We start from the raw sequence: 18,471 nt of genomic DNA, 5'->3' as shown, positions 1-18,471 counted from the left end.
TGAGGATTGCTTTGTTTTTTTAGTCTTCAATTCCGGCGCTTTGCTTGTTGATTTCGTAAACGTCGATGCGGCCAGAGTTGATGAGCTCAAGAAGAATATCAACGAGAGCAGGATCAAACTGTGTGCCCTTTCCGTTTTTCAATTCTTCAATTACATCATCCATTGGCATTGCATTTCTGTAAACACGATTTGATGTCATTGCATCAAAAGCATCTGCGAGTCCAATAATGCGAGCCTGAATTGGAATCTCTTCTCCTTTAAGGCCGCAGTTGTAACCGGTGCCATCATAACGCTCATGATGATATCTTGCTCCGTCGGCAACATTTTTGATATGAGTAAAGTCTTTAAGAATTTCCCCACCCATATCAACATGAGTTTTCATGATGTTGTATTCTTCTTCTGTGAGCTTTGCAGGCTTATTCAAAATTGAATCAGGTACACCAATTTTTCCAATGTCGTGAAGAAGACCAATCTGTCTCATATTTTCAATTTCTTCACCATCAAAACCAAGCTCTGCTGCAATGAGCATTGAATAAACGGCAACGCGAAGTGAGTGACGGCCAGTTCTTTTATCGCGGGCTTCTACGGCCTTTGCAATAGAAAGAATTGTTTCATCACTCATGTGAACCTGTTCGCGAATATAAGAAAGTTCCTTTTCCTGTTTTTCAAAACGAAGATTCTGAATTGCGGCTGTGATGTACCAGGTGAGCCAGGCAATCATCATAATCAAAACAAGAGCGGCGTAAACCTTAAACCACCAGTAATCATAAATGTGACTCTGATGTTCAATTTCATAAACAATTTCTTCAACTACTTTCTGACCTTTACTGTCGAGCAGAGAAACATGAAGATTATATTTTCTTGATTTAAGATTTGAATAGATTACACTCACCAGTTCGTTCTGAGTCATTACATTCGGATGCTCATCTACACCTTCCAGATAAAGGCTGATGAAAGGATTATTAATAGAATAATTCAGAATTTCCGGAACTACTTCTATGCTGTCGCTGTCTCCAGGAATGATAAACGGAAGGTCTTTTTTAACTGAATAATGCTTTCCGTTTACGATAATTGTTTTGAGCTGAAGGCGGCAGGTTGTGTCTACCTTATCAAAGTTTTTAAGATTAAGGCAGTTTGCTCCTGTATCGCACGAAAGATAAAGATTATCATCCTCATCAATATAGTTCCATGAGTTTGCTGTAAGAGAACCAAGAAGGCCACGTTTCAAATCAAGAAGGATGTAATCAACCTTATTTAGCGAAAGTAATTCGTCTCTGTTTACTACATAGATACCTGCACTACCGAGTACAAAAATATTTCCGTCTTCACGAACTACCATATCGTAGTTATTTGAATAAGGGAAATTTGAAAGAGGAGTGATATTAAAATCTTTATCTACATAACAGATTCCGTTACTTGTAATTACGTAGAAGGCGCCGGTTGATTCTGAACCTTTATAATCTTTAACGGTACGCAAAATTACGTTTGAAGTGAGTCCGTCCTGACGCTGGAGAAGGCGTTCAATTTTCTGATCTTTGATAACGGCAATTCCACCACCATCTGTACCGGCAATAAGAGTTCCATCATCAAGTTGAGAAAGTGTAAGTACTACCTGATTATCAAAGCCATCTGCTTTTGTAAGACGTTTTTGAACTACACCATCTTTTAGGAAGGTGAGTCCTTTTTTACCGGCTGCAGCAATTGTTCCGTCACTGAGCTCAAGCAGAACTCGGAACTGCTGAGCGGTGTCTGTTTCGTAAGCGGTAATCTGGCCAGCTTTATTGAGGCGATAAAGACCTTTTGTATATGTACAAACCCACATGCAGTTTTTGCTGTCCTGCATAAGACAGCGCACGCGGAGACCTTTCATTTTTAGTGTAAGTTCATTTTCTTCAGCACGGCCTGTTGCAGCATCTATCATTGAAAGACCATCATCGGTACCAAAATAAATTTTGCCGTTGAACTTTATAACTGAATTGACTACTGCTTCATCAAAACCTGCTGAACGGTAAATTTCTTCAAAGGCTGTTTCACACATTTTGAGAAGTCCGAGGCGGGAAGAAGAAAACCAAAGGTTGCCCTGATAATCTTCTATCATGTTATCAATTGAGTTATTGAAAAGGCCGGTGTCTACAAGTGAGAAACGATTTCCATTTTTATAATCAATATAACCTGCTCCAGAGTCTGAACACAAAAACAGAACTTCTGAATTTGAAACAATGGAATTGATGTGTTTGAGAGGGTCGCAGAAAATTGTATTTACTGACTGCAAGGTATTTCCGGCGATTTCGAAAACGATAACCTTGTTGCTTTCTGTTGCGGCGTAAAGTTTTCCATCTTCTGTAAAGCAGGCAGAAACAAATTTTTCTGATTCAAGTGAGGCTGGAACTGATGAAACAATCTGCAAATCATTAATCAAAAAAAGTTTTCCACTTGCTGTTACTGTTGCTACGTTTCCATTTTTATCTGCAGTGAGGCGCTGAACTGAACCGGCTTCAATAAATACTTTTATAACTTGCAGGGAACCATCTTCCAGCTGTTTTGCAACTGCGAGGTCTGCGGCAGAACCAATGTAGTAAAGGCCATCTGAAGTTTCTGCAAAGCAGCGCACTGAATCTGAAGGAAGGCCTTCTTTTTCGCTGAGGGTTGAAATTACTTCTTCGCCTTCGATAACTGAAATACCGTTGTCGTTTGTACCAACGAGCATCTGACCTTTACTGTCTACAAAAAGACATCGCACGGTTTTTACTGACTCGTATTCGCTCATACGGTAGAACTCTTTTCCGTTGTGGCGGTAGAGTCCGGCGTAAGTTCCAATCCACAAGATTCCATCCGGGGTACTGGCAATGTCATTTGCTTCGCCACCAGGAAGACCGTTTGTATTATTGTAAATTGTTTTGATGTAGGTATCGAACTTTTTAGTTGAAGCCTTTGCCTGTGCTGGCGCAATAAATACTGCGAGTAAGAAAATCAAAATTGAGAACATCTTTACATTTACTGTTGTAAGATTTTCTTCACCAGAGCCTTTTTCTTTCTGAAGTACAAGGAACTTTGGAAGGTATTTTTTTATCTTTCTGTAAACCTGAATGAACACATATACGGCAACCATTGTGAAAACCTTGTCCACAAAATCAACATAAAACTCGCCAATGATAATCTGTACCAGCCGAGGAAAGCCCCAGTGCTTGAGAAGTTCAATAATTCCGTCGCCCCAGAAATTGTTTGTAACTCCATCATAAAAAATCAGATTGAGGATGCAGGAAGTAACAACGCAGACTCCGGTTACAAGAACGCTCAGAGACATTGTTTTAAAAACATTTTTCATACTGCCGCGACGGGCAAAATATCCTACAACGAGGGCAATACTTATACTTGTAATTGAATAGGCAAACGAGATGGGATTTACAAAACCATAGATTACGTTACCTGCGGCTCCGACTATTGCGCCAAGCAGAGGACCGGCAACATAGGCGGTGAGTACGGTTCCAAAAGAGTCCAACCATAAAGGAAGGTTCAGTGCCTCAGCCAAATTTTTACCGCAGAGGTTTAATAAGAGACTGACAATTACGAGTAAGATAATCTGATATGTTTTATACTTTTTCATTTATGATCCCAAAAGATAATTATACAACAGGTTGTTATACATTTGGAAGTAAATATTGATGGGGGAAATCTCTAAATTTTCTGACATCTCCAGCTTCCTTCGACTCCGCTCAGGGACCGAGGATGATGAATTTTCCCTATTTGTTTTGTGGTTTTTAACTGTATAATAGAAAACATGAATAAGGTTTTATTAACTCCGGCAAAATGTGCCCTTGATATGGGAGACGGCAGCGAACGCGGTCTTTATGTTAATCAGGATTATATTCTCCAGAAGCTTAAAAAGGTTCACCGGGGAATCAGCCTGATGTATACCTACTATCCGAACGATAAGGAATGGCCTACCCGCGCGTGTGAAATTGACACCGGCCACGAATCAAGGGGCGCCTGGGATTCACCTTATGAAAACTACTTTCCTTACCGTGGTGGTCGCGAAGGTTTACGGGACGGCGAGCCTTTTAATTTTATGAAGGAAATCCGCCAACACGGAATGGACGTTGTTTTAACTCTGACAATTGATCCTCATCTTAAGGAAGAAGATATTATTCCGATTGCAAAGGATTTACGACCTTACGGCCGCGTGCTGCTTCGTGTGAATCATGAATGTACCGGTGGTTGGTTCTGCTATACCCGCCGCGCAACTTATCAGGAAATTGCAGACTTCTTTGTTATGTGCTGCCGCGTTATGCACAAGTACGCTCCGAACGTAAAGATGATTTTATGTGCCGGAATGTATATGGCAGACGGCAAGCTTGAAATGGAAGACATTTTCCTTGAGGCTCACAAGGCTGCTGATATCTGGTCTGGCGATAATTATCTTTCGCTGCACTGGGGCTGGCCTAATGACCTTGTTTCAAAAGACACTCACAACTATGCGCGCTACAGCGTAAAAGAAGTTTATGAAAAATGTAAGCTCACCTATAAAAGACTTCAGAAAATCACAGGGCAGAAAAAACCTATGGTCTTGAGCGAACTTAATGCTGATGGTGATGTTGCAGGCCCTTTTGCTCAGTCGAATATGATGAAAGAATTTATGGAACTGCTTCAGAAGGATAAGGAAAAGTGGCTTAGTGCATTTACCTTCTATCAGTTCCGCGATGACGGCCGCCTTGGTCTTGAAATTACTGACCCGAACAACAGTGAAGTTGGAATTGAGCAGCCGATTATGGCGATGTACCGTGAGCAGCTGCACAGAGATTTTTTCACACAGAACATGAAGAAGGGAGAAAGCTTTACCGAGTTCCCTGTTACTCTCCGTTGGGGCGGCTCCGAAGATGCCGAAGGGGTTGAGGTTCCTGTAAAACTTTCGAAGACTCCTGTTCAGTTTGAGCTTCATTTCCCAAGCGAACTTGAAAAGCTTAACATGATGATTGAATTTAACGGCTGGTGGTTCTATAAAGCACCGGGCACAAAATATGTTGATTTAATGCCTTACTTCTTTGAAAGTAAAAATGCTGTGAAGAAGCCTGGTACCTTTAAGCTGAGATATTTCCTGCCGCCTGCTGATGGAATGAATTGTCCGCAAAAGGGTTGTAAACCTGCAGGCGACCCGTACGAAGCAAAGGACGGCGACTGGCTCTACAACTACTATGCCGAGCTTCCGGCCTTGCCAGAAATTGCATTGCTTGAGCGGGCTGTGTGTATTAAAGCCACGAAGTGTATTAAGTAACTGATGGTTTCTATACGCCGCTTCGCGGCTACTCAACCACCAGTTTATAGCAGATATCTGGAGATTTTATGAAACTTTCTTTTGACAAACTTATGTGGAGCGGGCGCTACCTGGACAATGACGGGGTGCGTTATTTTGATTATTCGGCAAGCGGCTTTTGTTTTGTGATGACCGGAAAAAAGGCCGAAGCTGTTTTTGTAAGCGATCCTGATAAATGGTCAGAAGAAAATAAGGCTGTGCTTGGAATTTTTGTTATTGAAGGAAGCGATACCAGTATTGGGGCGATTCCGGAGGAGCCGGATTTTCGTGTGACTTTAAGAGAGCGCGAGACACGCGTTACTCTTTTTGAATCTGACGAGGTCCGCACCGTTTGCGTGCGTGTTATGAAATTCAGCGAGGCGGCGTTCGGATACGCCGGGCTGAAGGAAGTTGAAATAGATGGAGATACGGCTAACGCCTACTCAACCACTGGCGGTACGGCGCCCCTCAAACTCGAGTTCATCGGCGACAGCATTACCTGCGGTTACGGAATCGAGGGTGTTTGGGAGAAGGATACTTTTACTACTCAGCAGGAGCGCCCCGATAAGGCTTATGCTTTTCAGACGGCGAAGGCGCTGGGCGCTGAGGTTCAGCTTTGCAGCTGGAGCGGAATTGGTCTCATTTCAAATTACGTTGATCCAGAAACCGTGAACCTGCCGGACACTCACTGGCTTATGCAGGCAAACTGGCCGTACACGGACAAGTGGCTTTCGCTCAGGCTAGGCCTTGAACCTGAGGTGTGGGACAGTGGGGCGAATTATGAGCCAGACGTTGTAATCATCCACCTTGGAACAAATGATATAAGCTGGGTTCGCGGAATTGAAGACCGCCGCCTTGAATATGTTGCGCAGCTTCGCCACCTGATTGAAGCTGTTCACAGACGAAGCCCGAAAGCAAAAATTATATGCTGTCTTGGAATTATGGGAGAGGCGCTCAACGATTCTGTAAAAGAAGCGGTTGAGCTTTTCAAAAAAGATTTCCCAAAGGTGCGGGCCGAAGCACTCGCGTTTACGCAGCAGCTTGAGTCAGATGGCATTGGTGCCGACTGGCATCCTTCTGCAACAACACATAAAAAGGCCACTGCTATTCTTACTTCTTTAATCGGAAAACTTTAGAGTTACGCTGCGGAGTCCAGAGCTTCTGGCGCTCTGCAGGCAAAGACTCAATTGTATCTTCAACAAAACCGAGCTGCTCGAACCAGTCTGCAGTCTGAGTTGTCATAATGAAGATTGAAGTTGCGTCTGCCTGCCCTGCCTGGTCAATCAGATTGTCCATCAGCTTTGGACCAATTCCCATGTGGGCGTAATTTTCATCAACTGCAACTGCCGCAATTTCTGCCTGGCCATCATCATAAAAATGAAGTGCAGCACAGGCATGAACTCCACCATCAAGCTCATAAACAATATAATCTGCAAGATCTCTGGAAAGCTGTTCTTCTGTACGTGTAAGAAGTTTTCCACTTTCGATAAACGGACGCATAATCGCAAGAACTGAAGGAATATCTGTCTGCTCCATTGGGCGAACCTTTCCGTAGTTGCCGGTGTAAATCATTGTTCCTGAACCAAGGCCACTGAAGATTTCGCAAGGAAGAACTCCATCCATATTTCCATCAAGAATATGAACACGAGTTACTCCGGCACGGCAAGCTTCCTGAGCAGCCTTCAAAAGATTTTTGATATCTCCATCTGCAGAAGGATTTTCCATCAGGAATGAATCAACTTCTTCAAGGCTCATTGCCGGAATATTACCGCTTTCTGAAAGTGAAAAGCCGTCTGGAATACAGTAGTTCTGAGCGTTGATTTCTTCATTGAACATCATAAAGAAAAGCTTGTCTGCTTTAAGATTCATTGCCACCTGTTTTGCAAGCAGCATTGAAGAAATGTTATAAGGATGTCCCGCATTATTCCAGCCGATGCACGGGAAAATCGGAATAAAGCCGTCATTCAAAACGGTGCGGATTGAGTCTGTTTCGAGTTTATCAATTTCGCCGGCAGTACCGTAATCAAAACCATTCAGAACTCCTCTTCCGCGGGCTCTTACCCAGTTTCCGATTACGGCTGTAATATTATTTGCGGCAAGGCTTGTCATTACTGTATTTGAAACATCAAAGGCAGCCATCTTAATAAGTGGCATTGCATCTGGAGTTGTAACACGAATGTTTTCGTTATAAGTCCAGTTTATTCCTGCGTTCTTTAAGACTTCGTCGATACGGCGGCGTGCGCCGGGAATCAGCACTACATGAAGGCCTGCTTGATGCAGAAGTGCAATATCCCGGATATGCGAAGAAAAAAGCGGTGAACTGATTGTCTTATCATCAAGATAGATAACCAGAAGAGCGTTCTTAAATTTCTGTAAATAGCGGATTACGTCGCGTACGTTTTCAGCTTTCTTTGATGTAGTCATACAATAATTATAGCAGAACTTCTAATCTCGTGTGAACTGGCTCATAAATTTCCAGGCGTGCTCGCAGGTATGTTCACGACAGTCGTGCCCCTGTCCGCTGATGCTTCCAAACACACTGAGTATACGTCCGTCTGTACTGCGGAACTTCTGCATTGTGAGGGTTGCGTCTCGACTCTCGTCATAAGACTGCTCTACCTCATCGCCATTAATTCCCCAGATTTTGTTTTCCCAGCTATCTTTATTTTCCAGTTTTACTTCGTTTTCATAACGTTCAGCTGCTTCTGCATTATTCAAAAGCAGAACATAAGCCATGCGGTCCAGACATTTCTGCTCCTGGAAAGGAAGTTCTGGAAGCGGAGTTACTTCTCCACCGGCATAGAAAATTGGAACAGAAACTGATGTATTAATTCCCTTCTCTACTTTATTTCCATAAACATTTAAGCCTACATCCCAAGTTGCATCCATTGGAGCGGCAGCGGCAATCACTTGTGGATATTCCTGAACCATATCCCAGGTTTTACATCCACCCATTGAAAAGCCTGTTGCATAAATGCGGTGCGTATCGATGTTGTATTTTTTCTTTAAGATTTCCAGAAGTTCAATCATTTCTGTTGCTGTACTGTTCAGATGATTTTCTATTGTAACAAGCAGGAAGTTATGACGATGAGCGATTTTTGCCCAGCCTGCCATTGTTGCAAAGAAGAAGCAGCTGTCTCCACCACCATGGAAGCCAAGTACAAGAGGAACCGGTTTTGAAGTTCCGTTAGCAGCGCCATCAAAGAGTCCTTTGTTATAAAAGGCAAAATATCCGATTTTATGATTTGCTGTACCTTTGTCGTCGCCACAGTTATCTGGTGAAGTTTTTTCTTCTGCAATACCTGGTTCAATTACAAGGCCATCTTTTTCAAGATCCAGATCAATCTGAAGAGGTCCGTTCATTCGGCGGAACTGACGTGCAAAGCTGTAATAATCAGAAATGAATTCTTCTGCAGTTGGCTGGCCGTCGCGTTTAATAAAATGCTTGCAGCGCTGTTCAAAAAGCTCATTTGCTTCTTCACTGTTTGCGTATGAAATTACAGGAATATCATCTGCGCCAACTTCCGGAGCAACTGTGAGTTCATTCAGAATGCAGGTTGCTGGAGCGAGGTCTGAGCGGCCCCAAAGTCCATCACCTTCAAAATGATGAAGACAATTTTCTGCAATATAATCTGCTCCCTGACCAAAGCCAATGAGAACTGCACGGAAAATTGCTCCGCGGATATAGTAACCGTCTATTGAATGACGGAAAAAGTTATTTGCAATTACAACTCCATCTTTATGATACTGATGAATTCTTGAATTAGAAATAATTTCTGAAAGGATATCTGGCTCTGCGTTTTTCCAGTGGCAAACTTTTCCATCTGCAACTGGTGAAATAAATACTACGCTTGAAGCAAAGTTCGAAGCAAGTTTTTCAAAACCCTTTTCACGGGCAAAGGAAACTGCTTCGTTATAATTTAAAGGCTTTTCTGCAAAGATAAGAAGATATGGTGAATTAAAACCATAGTTTAAAATATCCCCCTGAAGTTCTGTTTTTGGAACATAAACAAGGGCTTCGAATTTTTCGTAAGTGTTTTTCCAGAAGGCACCATTTTCATTTCTGGTAACTTCCGGCATTTTTTCCATTTTCATTTTTTACCTCGTAGCTATCAATTATAACATAACTACGAGAAATTGAGTTAGGTGTTCTTACTTATCATTCTGAGCATGACGGCCGTAGAAGAACGAACTTACATAGGCTGTGGCAAGACCAATAAAAATTGAAAGACCAATCAGATGCACCGGCTTGAAAGAACTGAGAGCAAGAGCACCGAAAGAGATGATGGTGGTGACAAAGCTTACCATTGTTGCAAAAGGCTCAAGAACAGAATTTTCTGAAACCTTCTTTTCGTTTTCCATCATGTAGATGATGTAGTCCAGACCGAGGCCGAAAACAAGAATGAGTCCGGTTACAGAGAAGAATTCCATATTGATGTTTGCAAGCGCAAAAACTGCAACAACAACAAGAATGATTAACAACGGTACTGAAATAATCTTGAGTGCCTGCTTCCATGAATAGAAGAAGCGGAGCATTATAAACATAAGAATATAGGCAACAATAAAGAACTTCAAAATCATCTTTGTGAGATTATCAAGGTCTACACTGATGTCCTGAGATTTACTGATAAAGTAAACATTTTCATCGGCATCTGCGAGGGCACGGTATAGGGCATAATCCGTTACCTGAGTTGGAAGAAGAACTGTAAAGTATTTACCATCAACTTTACCAAGCCATGCAGAAGAAATTGCTGATTCAATGAACTGTGGAACGTTTCCGTTTTCGAAAGAAACATACTGGTTCTTTTTAACTTCGTAGTCGTTCATTAAAGACATTACTGCATCGAAGTTTTCTACATCATCAAAACCAAGAGCCTCAAGCTGTTCTGTTACAGACTGCATCAGCTTTTTGTAAGCTTCGCGTGATTTTTTCTGAACTTCCTTTGAAGGAACAAAGCTTGAAGTGCTCACATAACCAATCTTACCTTCTGTGGCTGCCTCAAACTGGCGGCGAAGCTTTTCTTCATTTGCGAGCGCTTCATCTTCTGTATCACCGCTAACAATGTACCAGCCGCCCGGAGTATACTGAATAACCTGAGAGGCTGTAATTTCATCCTGAAGAAGGCGGCCCTTCATATCATAAAGTGTAAGCAGATTGTTTTTAACTTTTACGTTCTTATGGAAAACTGCAATTGAAATAATTGAGAACGCAAACAGGAAAATTATAACTGTGCGGCCTACCCACTTCTGTTCCATCTTAACAATCACTTTTGAAAAGCCTTTTGTAAAGCGAACGTTTCCTCTGTTTGCCGGAAGTTTAATGTAAGGATATACGGCAATTGTTGTGAGGAAAGAACTGATGAGTCCTGTAAGGCAGAAGAAAGACATCTGCTTGAGGATTGTAAATGGTGCAAAAAGTAAAATTGCAAAACAGATTCCGGTAGAAATGATTGCCATTAAAAGGCCTGAGAAAATATGATTTCTGATTTCTATGCTGGATTTAAGTTCTTTGTTTGCGGCCCAGTGGGTAAAAAAGTGAAGGCTGTAATCTATACAAGAACCTATGAGCGAGGTTCCGAACACGAGTGTGATTACGTGCATTTTGTGGAAGGCTGCCAGGGTTGCAACTACGGCAATTCCAAGAGAGATTAAAATTGAGCCTACAGAAAATACAAGCGGGCGAACCGAGCGGAAAATGAAAATCAAAAGAATTATTACAGCGAGCATTGAAACTGTGGCAATAACTGAGATTTCTCGGCTTGCAGAAGTTGAACTTTCATGGCTGTGGAATGGTGTTCCTGAATAAACGAAGGTTGTTCCACTATCTGGGGCGCCTGCAACTGCGGCATCGCACACACGATAGATTTCTGTAATCGCATTATTCTTCGAGGCAAGCTTAGCCCCGCTGCGGCTCAGTACCCCTCTAATCATCACATACCACTTGCCCTCGAAGCTCGAAGCAAGCACACCATCCTTTACACTCATTGCAGTTCCGGCATTCTGAACAGCGGCTAAATAATTCTGCAAATGATATTCTGTAAGAAGGAACGGATCAGAATCTATATTATCCAGCGGCAGCATCGTAAAGCCGCCGTACGCCTTAGATAAAGCTTCGAGGGCAAAATCCTGTGCACCCTCGTCACTTGCTAAAATGGCGTCTGCAGTTTTTTCATCAATAAGGTAGCTGCGGTACTGATACAGAAAATCTGTAATCTCACCCATTGCACTTACATCGTTATAGAGTGAAACTGACTCAAAATTTTTGCTGTCTTTAAGACCGGCGTAAACTTCTTCTGCTACACGCTTTGCCTCAGCAAAATCTTCATTTGCAACCAGAACAAAAACATTCTGCGAAGTTACCGACATCATTTTGTCATCGGCTTTTTTAACGGAAGCCATTGAAATGCTTTTTGGAACAAGATTAAAAAGATCTGAATCCACGCCTATACGGCCACGGAATATAATTAGAGATACAAGAAAAAAGATAAGAATTGCAGCATGGTAAAAAATCCATGCGCCAAAAAGTTTTTTCTGTGAAAGATTTTTGAAGGAATCACTCAACAATAAAGTTCTGTTTTTCATCTGCGGAAAGTTCCTCTGGATATTTCTGATTTGTAAACTCGTAGCTTATTGTATTGCCCGAAGTTTCTGAAATAACAAGGCTTTTCATTTCTGCATCATTACTGTTTGTACATGTTCCAGAAAGCACAAGTGTATTCATTACTGAAGCAATTGTAGAGTCTTTTGGTTCAAGACTCACTGACCATTCTCCGTCGTTTTTCATCTGGAAATCGCAGTTAAAATTCTTTCTGATTGAAGCAGCATTTCCTGAAAACACTGAACTCAAGATTTCTGAAATATTTGAAAAAATCTGATTGTCTTTTCCATCCATTACAGATTTTTTGCCGTTTGCTGCAACCTGAATCATCTTGTCTTTTGTGAGAATCAAAGAAGAAGGAACAGGCCTTTCAGTTTTCCATACGATTCCTTCAGGACAGATAATATATTTACCGGTAGATTTTAACTTACGACCGTTCGTTTGGATTGTTTTAGTCTGAGTGAAATCGCCGGTGGTGTTTGGGTGTGCGGCAAGTGAAGCACATACACCTTCGAGAGTTGTTATGGGCTGAGCGAACAGTGAACAAGTTATGAGAGTTAGCAATATTAATATGAATCTTCTCTTCATCGGTTACTCCTATAATTGTGGTTTCTACTCCCAGAAGTTAAAAAAGTTATACCACTGATAAGGATACAAAATACAGTATTTTTCCAGGCGTGCTACGAACTCGCCGCAGCACTGAATAATTCTTTCCTCACGTTCTGAGCGAGGGCAGTTAAAATCTGTATGACACTTTTCAATGTAAACATTCTGTTTTGGATTAAAAATTGAAAGTCGGCTTCGAAGTCCAAACATAAAATAAACCGGGCACTTCATAAGAGCAGGCATCAAAAATACTCCGTAAGGGAATGATGCATCTTTTCCAAGGAAGCTGATTTTAATGTTCTTTTCTTTTGAATATGGAGAAGTTCTGTCTCCTGCGATTACTACAAGAGCACCTTTTTCTACAGCGTCCATAAGAGTTACAATTGAATCAGGCCCAATCTCATTTGAATTGATTACATTAAAAGAAACCTTAGGATTTACACTTTTTAGGGTCTGAGAAAAATTACTGTTTATATCCATGTCCATTACAACGTAAACAGGAACCTCTCTTCCAACCAGCTGCTGATTATAATCTGAAAGGCTGCGAAGAAGCTCCATGTTTCCAAGATGAGATGTAATGAGCATTGCACCCTTTCCGGTTTTTAAGAGTTCGAGGATGCTTGTAATATCATCATTCTGATACTGAATCTTACTGAACTTAATTTTACCAAGCCAGCCTTCCATTTTTTCAAGAACACAAAGAGAGAACGAAAGAATCTGTCTGTAAGGACTTATGCGTTTTGGAATATTTCTTCCTGTAAACTCTCTAAGGCGCAATTGATATTCTTTTGCAACCTTGCGTGCATCTGATGAAAAAATCCAGTAAAAAAAAGATACAGGGTAAATTAATGATCTTACCAGAACACCTGGTGTATACTTAAACAAAACAAGCAGAAGTTTAAGCGGCTTATTTGTTTTAATTACTTCCTGATGCTCGGTCCAGTGGGATTGATTACTCATGCTTTTTATTTGCCTTTTTAATTTTTCTAAACAACAGAACCGGAATGCGTGGAATAAGTCCAAGGCAAAGCCGTGCATAGGTTCCTGAAACTCTCAGCGTATCAGTAAAATAATTATAATTTGAGATTCCGTCTGCCGGATAGAAAACCTTTACCGGTTCTGAAATCACAGGTACTCCGCGCCAATACTGTCTTACAAGCACTTCAATATCAAAACCCATTCGGCCGTCTATGTATAGTGTATGTTTAAGCATGGAAATAAAAGGTGCAACAGGATAGATTCTAAAACCAATCATTGCATCTTTTATATCGCAGGAAAGGGTTACAAGATGAATCCATCCGTTTGCAAACTTGCGTCCGTTTACACGTGATTTTGGAGCGTCCTTTTCATATTCCGGGCAACCACAAATAATAGCTTCTGGATTCTGGCGGGAAAGTTCCATAAAACGCTCACACTTTCCTGCATCGTGCTGACCATCTGAATCAAGCTGAAGAATATGGGTAAGTCCCATTTCGTCTGCCTTGCGGATTCCCGAAATCATTGCACGACCTTTACCGCCGTTCTTTTCATGAGTTACAACAGTTACCAGAGAATATTTTTCTGCAACACCAGAAATTAAAGCGCGGTTCTCCTCATCATTTCCATCATCAACAACGATGATTGGGAAATTATAAGCTAGCAGGCTTTTTACTACAGCCTCAAGAGTCGCACCATGTCTATAAACTGGAATTACAAATCCGTATTTCATTCTTCAACGAGCACAGCAAAAGAGCCGGATGAATAAACTTTACCTTCAACATTTGCATCTGCCATGTTGAAAGTGACTGTGCCTTTCTCCTTTTTAAATGTAAGTTCAAGATGAATCTTAGTACCAGGTTTAATAGGAGCAGAAAATTTAATTCTCTTGATGTTTGGAACATAACGCTGTGTTCCAAAATATTTTCTAGAAAAACGTGTGATTACCTCAAACTGTGCTACAGCTGGAAGAAGTTTATACTGAGGAAAATGTCCATCGAAGAAATCGCTTGTAGCAGGAATTACAAATTCCAGAACAACTGCGTTTTCGTCACGGCTGATTACCTGTTCATCTCTTATATCATGATCATTAAAGTTCATTATTTCTCCTCGAAAAGTGCCATAATTTCAAGCTTATGTTTTTTGCCTTGAACGTCTACCGGAAGCTTATCCATAAAACGCCACTTCTTTGGAATTACAACATTCTCAAAATATTTCATAAGGAAGTCGTGGAACCAGCGGTTGATAAGGTACTTTTCTGTATCCTTAAACTGCTCGCGGCCCTTTGCATTGAGTACAACTGCTGCTGCAAGATACTGGCGAACATCATTCATCATAGCAACAACTTTTACATCTTCTACAAGGCCTGTCTCAAGCAGACGGTTTTCTACCTCTGTCATTGAGATTCTCTTTTCCTCAATTTTTACGATTGAATCTGAACGGCCCTTAAGAAGGAAGCGACCATCTTCAAATATTTCTGCAAGGTCTGCTGTTGCAAAACCTTCTGGATTCTTAATATATGGAGAGATGATACGAAGACATCCGTCATCACCAAGCCAGATTTTTGCATTTGCAAATGGTGTCCAGACAAGCTTATCTTTGTTCTGCTGGCGGTATGCAATTCCAGAAGTTTCTGTTGAACCGTAAACCTCAAGCGGACAGAATCCGAAAACCTTCTCTGTCTGAACGGCAAGCTCTTCCGACACGGCGCCGCCACTTGTAAAAATCCAGACATTCTTCATAGCAAGCTTGTCTTCTACTTCTACAGTTCTCTTAAGGAAAGCCGGTGTTGCAATAAGGATATAACTTACATCTGTAAGCTTTTCAAACTCTTCCGGGAACTCCACACGATTGCGGCGGAATGGACAGCCCAAAGTAAATGGAAGTGAGATTCCAAAAAGGAAGCCGTAAATATGATGCTGACTTACTGTTGTAAGAAGCTTACGGTTTGTAAACTCACCAGCCCACTTTGAAATAATAAAGGCGTTATCTTCTTCAAACTCCTTCATGCGCTGTGGAACAGCTTTTGGCTTTCCTGTACTTCCAGAAGTAAAAAGGAAGATTCTTGTTTCTTCTCCATTAATCTCTGGAGTTGTACGGAATTCTGTTTCTGAAGGAAGTTCGCTTTCTTCTACAAGTTTCTGAATCAAAACTGCATCTGCAACTGATGGAGCTGAAGGGTCTGCAATGTTCTGATCTGTAAGGAAAATCATACCAGGCTTACGAACATCTGCCATAAAGCTTGGGGTGATATTCTGTGTAAGGTAAGCTGCTTTTTTGCACTGAAGAAGAGCAACAAAGGTACAAAGGAAATACCAGTAATCTTCGCAGTGAAGAACAAATTCATCTGCACCTGTACTTTCTATATATTTACGCAGCTTTGCTGTATCAATCAAAAAATCTTTCCAGGTTTTGTAATTACCTTTAGACCAGGTGTCCTCATAACAGAGAACGTAATCATCTTTTCTTGAATCTGCTTTAAATTTTGAAATTGGATAAGCTTTAATCATTTTTCTATCCACCAGTTTTCTAATTATAAACTCAACGGTAAACAGTAAGCCCATAAGAACATATGAAATTCCACCGTTGTAAATTGCCCAGACTTTGCGGGACTGCTCAAGACTCAGTCCAAAAATCTTATCTGAAAAAGCTGTAATGCCAGAGGTAGTTCCGTTCAGAATAAAGAAACAGCACCAGACTATTGTTACTTTTTTACAGTATAGCTCAACTTGTTTTTCATAGGAAGAGCCTTTAATAGACTTGTCTGCAAGAGTTGCAAATCTGAAAATAATGGTCGGCTTTAAGAAAAGCGTACTGCCAAAAACTACAAGAAGCGTTGCGCTGATTACAACAGAATAGAGTTTAAGAAAAAGCTCTTTTCCGGTAAAAAAACAAAAAAGACCAGCTGCCAAAAAAAGCCCTGAACTAAGAAGCGGTTTCCAGTCCAGAACGCCTTTTTTATCACTGGTCTTTTTGCTTCCTGTAGCACTTAAGAAGAATGCTGCCGCTAATGCAATAATGCACAAAGAAAGAACCTTTGTTTCCACCTTGAAAACCACAAGCAGGGTAAATACAAGGATTGGATAAACGGCTGCAATCACATAAAAAAGCGCCTTAAGGAATTTTTTCATCAGTCTTTAGTTCACCTTATGCCATGTAAGGTACAAGAGCGTCTACTACATCCTGAACTGTCTTTACTGTCTTGAAGATTGATGGATCAACATTTCCCTTATCAGCAGGCATAAATTCCTTCATTTTAACGATAAGGTCGATAGAGTCGATTGAATCCAAATCCAAGTCATCTCCAAGAAGTGCATCAGGAGTTACATCACCTTCATCAAGTTCGAATTCTGAAACAAGGATTCCCTTAAGCTTTTCAAAAATTTCATCTTTAGACATACTAAAACCTCGTATAAAAAGATTAAGCTTTCTGAGCCGTGATATATTCGGCCAGTGCATTTACAGAAGCAAAATGCTTCTTATTTTCTCCGCTCTCTGCAGAAAATTTCACACCAAATTTTTTCTTCAATGCAACACCAAGTTCAAGTGCATCGATAGAATCGAGTCCAAGTCCGTCACCAAAAAGAGGCTCAGAATCTACAATGTTCTCCGGCTTAATATCTTCAAGCTGGAGAGAAGAAATGATTACTTCTTTAATTTCGTTTTTCAACTGATCCATAATTGTTTCCTATTATCTATAACAGTTATACCGTCAAAAATTTGTACTAATTTCTGCACCATTCTATTGAATAAGTATAAAAAAAGCAATAGAACTCATTTTTTTCTTGAAAACCTTTGAAGCGTTTGACATATGTTACAATAGATTGCAATAAAATGCACCTTCTTGAAAAAAGTCACTATATAGTATAATTTTAGTCCTATGGATAAAGCTTATTTTGACATCAACAAATATAAGGTTGATGACCTGCGTGCTGTAGACGCAAAGTTTGAAGCTCAGAAGATTGCATTTGCACCTCTGGCTTTTCAGGCTATTAAAACAATGATTAATCTTGGCATTCTTAAAGCAATTGAAGATGCCGGAGACGATGGTATTACCCGTGCCGCTCTTGCTGAAAAGACTAACCTCTCTGAATACGGAGTTGGTGTCCTTTGTGAAATGGCACTTGGAATGAACGTAATTAAATTAACAGAAGATTCTGAATCTGATCCTAAATCAGAAAAATATAAGCTTGGTAAAACAGGCTGGATGCTTCTTGAAGATGATCTTACACGCGTAAACTTCTGGTTCACAAACGACATCTGTTATGAAGGTGCGTGGGATCTTGAAGCTTCTATTAAAAACGGAAAACCGGAAGGTCTTAAGGTATTTGGTGATAAGTGGGTTACTGTTTACGAAGCTCTTTCAACTTTGCCAGATCAGCCTAAAAAATCATGGTTTGAATTTGACCACTTCTATTCTGACATTGCTTTCCCAGAAGCTCTTCCTATTGTATTTGCTAAAAAGCCAAAGCACATTCTGGACATTGGTGGAAACACTGGTAAGTGGTCTTTGACCTGCTGCCGCTACAATCCGGATGTTAAAATGACTATCTGTGATTTGCCAGGCCAGGCTAACGTTGCAAAGAAGAACGCTGCAGAAGCTGGTTTTGCAGACCGCGTTGATTTTAGCATGGGTAACGTTCTTGAAGAATCAACAAAGCTTCCTGCTAACCCTGACGCTGTATGGATGAGCCAGTTCCTTGACTGTTTCTCTCTGCATCAGGTAACAAAGATTTTGAAGAAGGTTCACGAAGCTGCTAACGAAAATACTAACGTTTGGGTTCTTGAACCTCTTTGGGACAAGCAGAAGTTTGAAGCAAGTTCTTACTCTTTGATGGGAACTTCTCTCTACTTTACATGTATTGCTAACGGAAACAGTAAGATGTACCGTTATCAGGAACTTGTAGATGCTATTGAAGAAGCAGGCTTTAAGCTTGATTGTGCACATCACAACCTTGGAAGCAATGCTTACTCATTGCTCTGCTTTAAGAAAAAATAATAACCG

Annotated in this window: 14 protein-coding genes; 3 read left to right on the top strand and 11 right to left on the bottom strand. The window is 40.9% G+C overall.

Annotated features, from left to right (window positions below; genetic code table 11):
- Positions 1–19: 19 nt before the first annotated feature.
- Positions 20–3,604: an HD domain-containing phosphohydrolase gene (locus tag BM161_RS12175; RefSeq protein WP_074933097.1), complete on the bottom strand. Its 3,585-nt coding sequence runs from the start codon at positions 3,602–3,604 to the stop codon at positions 20–22.
- Between the two features lie 174 nt (positions 3,605–3,778).
- On the opposite strand from BM161_RS12175, the gene BM161_RS12170 reads away from it, so the two are divergent.
- Positions 3,779–5,269, top strand: coding sequence for a hypothetical protein (locus tag BM161_RS12170; RefSeq protein WP_074933204.1), 1,491 nt, complete (start codon positions 3,779–3,781; stop codon positions 5,267–5,269).
- A 68-nt stretch (positions 5,270–5,337) separates the two neighbouring features.
- Complete coding sequence (locus tag BM161_RS12165; RefSeq protein WP_074933095.1) at positions 5,338–6,423, top strand: SGNH/GDSL hydrolase family protein; 1,086 nt, start codon at positions 5,338–5,340, stop codon at positions 6,421–6,423.
- Here BM161_RS12165 and argA read toward each other — a convergent pair.
- From argA to BM161_RS12115, 10 genes are read right to left on the bottom strand one after another with little or no spacing between them, the layout of a single operon-like run.
- Entirely contained in the window at positions 6,398–7,711 is a 1,314-nt protein-coding gene (argA, locus tag BM161_RS12160) for an amino-acid N-acetyltransferase (protein ID WP_074933094.1), read from the bottom strand. The two genes, BM161_RS12165 and argA, sit on opposite strands and share 26 nt — an antisense overlap.
- 21 nt (positions 7,712–7,732) lie before the next feature.
- On the bottom strand, positions 7,733–9,382 hold the full coding sequence (locus BM161_RS12155) for an alpha/beta hydrolase family protein (protein WP_074933092.1): 1,650 nt from the start codon (positions 9,380–9,382) through the stop codon (positions 7,733–7,735).
- 57 nt (positions 9,383–9,439) lie between these two features.
- Positions 9,440–11,869: an MMPL family transporter gene (locus tag BM161_RS12150; protein WP_074933090.1), complete on the bottom strand. Its 2,430-nt coding sequence runs from the start codon at positions 11,867–11,869 to the stop codon at positions 9,440–9,442.
- Complete coding sequence (locus tag BM161_RS12145) at positions 11,841–12,473, bottom strand: LolA family protein (protein WP_083425794.1); 633 nt, start codon at positions 12,471–12,473, stop codon at positions 11,841–11,843. The genes BM161_RS12150 and BM161_RS12145 overlap by 29 nt, the downstream gene beginning before the upstream one ends.
- Positions 12,474–12,497: 24 nt before the next feature.
- The gene (locus tag BM161_RS12140) at positions 12,498–13,451 is read right to left on the bottom strand and encodes a lysophospholipid acyltransferase family protein (protein WP_074933085.1); all 954 of its coding nucleotides are present in this window, start codon (positions 13,449–13,451) and stop codon (positions 12,498–12,500) included.
- Entirely contained in the window at positions 13,444–14,199 is a 756-nt protein-coding gene (locus tag BM161_RS12135; RefSeq protein WP_074933083.1) for a glycosyltransferase family 2 protein, read from the bottom strand. Before BM161_RS12135 ends, BM161_RS12140 begins: the two co-directional genes overlap by 8 nt.
- A complete protein-coding gene (locus tag BM161_RS12130) occupies positions 14,196–14,567 on the bottom strand; it encodes an ApeI family dehydratase (protein WP_074933081.1) in 372 nt (123 codons plus the stop codon). Before BM161_RS12130 ends, BM161_RS12135 begins: the two co-directional genes overlap by 4 nt.
- A complete protein-coding gene (locus BM161_RS12125) occupies positions 14,567–16,597 on the bottom strand; it encodes an AMP-binding protein (RefSeq protein WP_074933079.1) in 2,031 nt (676 codons plus the stop codon). Before BM161_RS12125 ends, BM161_RS12130 begins: the two co-directional genes overlap by 1 nt.
- A 16-nt stretch (positions 16,598–16,613) precedes the next feature.
- On the bottom strand, positions 16,614–16,865 hold the full coding sequence (locus BM161_RS12120; RefSeq protein WP_074643826.1) for an acyl carrier protein: 252 nt from the start codon (positions 16,863–16,865) through the stop codon (positions 16,614–16,616).
- 22 nt (positions 16,866–16,887) lie between these two features.
- Complete coding sequence (locus tag BM161_RS12115) at positions 16,888–17,145, bottom strand: phosphopantetheine-binding protein (protein ID WP_074933077.1); 258 nt, start codon at positions 17,143–17,145, stop codon at positions 16,888–16,890.
- A gap of 201 nt (positions 17,146–17,346) precedes the next feature.
- On the opposite strand from BM161_RS12115, the gene BM161_RS12110 reads away from it, so the two are divergent.
- Complete coding sequence (locus BM161_RS12110) at positions 17,347–18,465, top strand: methyltransferase (protein WP_074933075.1); 1,119 nt, start codon at positions 17,347–17,349, stop codon at positions 18,463–18,465.
- Positions 18,466–18,471 lie beyond the last annotated feature (6 nt).

Source organism: Treponema bryantii (genome assembly GCF_900113965.1).
Lineage (GTDB): Bacteria > Spirochaetota > Spirochaetia > Treponematales > Treponemataceae > Treponema_D > Treponema_D bryantii_A.
Note: the sequence above shows the minus strand (reverse complement) of the source record. Positions and strands in the feature narration are given on the sequence as shown.